Below are 563 nucleotides of genomic sequence, written 5' to 3'. Positions count from 1 at the left end.
GGCAGGGGCTTGCGGCGTCCGAGGCCCATGGCGGGCAGGGCCTGCCCTTCGCGCTCTGGGCGGCGCTGAAGGAGATCCTCACCACGGCCGACATGGCCTTTTCCCTCTGCCCCACGCTGACGGCCGGCGCGATCGWGCTGCTGGAGCGCTACGCCACGCCGGAGCAGGCGGAGAAATGGCTGCCCGAGCTGGTGAGCGGCCGTTGGAACGGCACCATGTGCCTGACGGAATCCCAGGCCGGCAGCGACCTCGCGGCGGTCCGCACCAAGGCCGAGCCGCTCGGTGACGGCCGCTACGCGCTGACGGGGCAGAAGATTTTCATCACCTATGGCGCGCACGACCTCTGCGCGAACAGCCTGCATCTGGTCCTGGCGCGACTGCCGGATGCGCCCGCCGGCTCGCGCGGCATCAGTCTTTTCGCCACGACGACGCTGCGGCTGGACGGCACGCCCAATGCGCTCCGCTGCGGCGGCATCGAGCGCAAGCTCGGCATCCACGCCTCGCCTACCTGCATCATGCTCTTTGAGGGCGCCGAGGCGGAGCTGATCGGCGAGGTCCATCGC

1 protein-coding gene is annotated in these 563 nt (G+C 70.5%); it reads left to right on the top strand.

From position 1 onward, the window contains the following. Window positions 1–563, top strand: a 563-nt coding sequence (locus tag AC1DWF_RS37400; RefSeq protein ID WP_476843469.1) for an acyl-CoA dehydrogenase family protein, incomplete at both ends; no start/stop codon positions are given.

Source organism: Aminobacter sp. P4_D5 (assembly GCF_056401815.1).
This window is presented reverse-complemented; position numbering and strand designations above follow the sequence as displayed.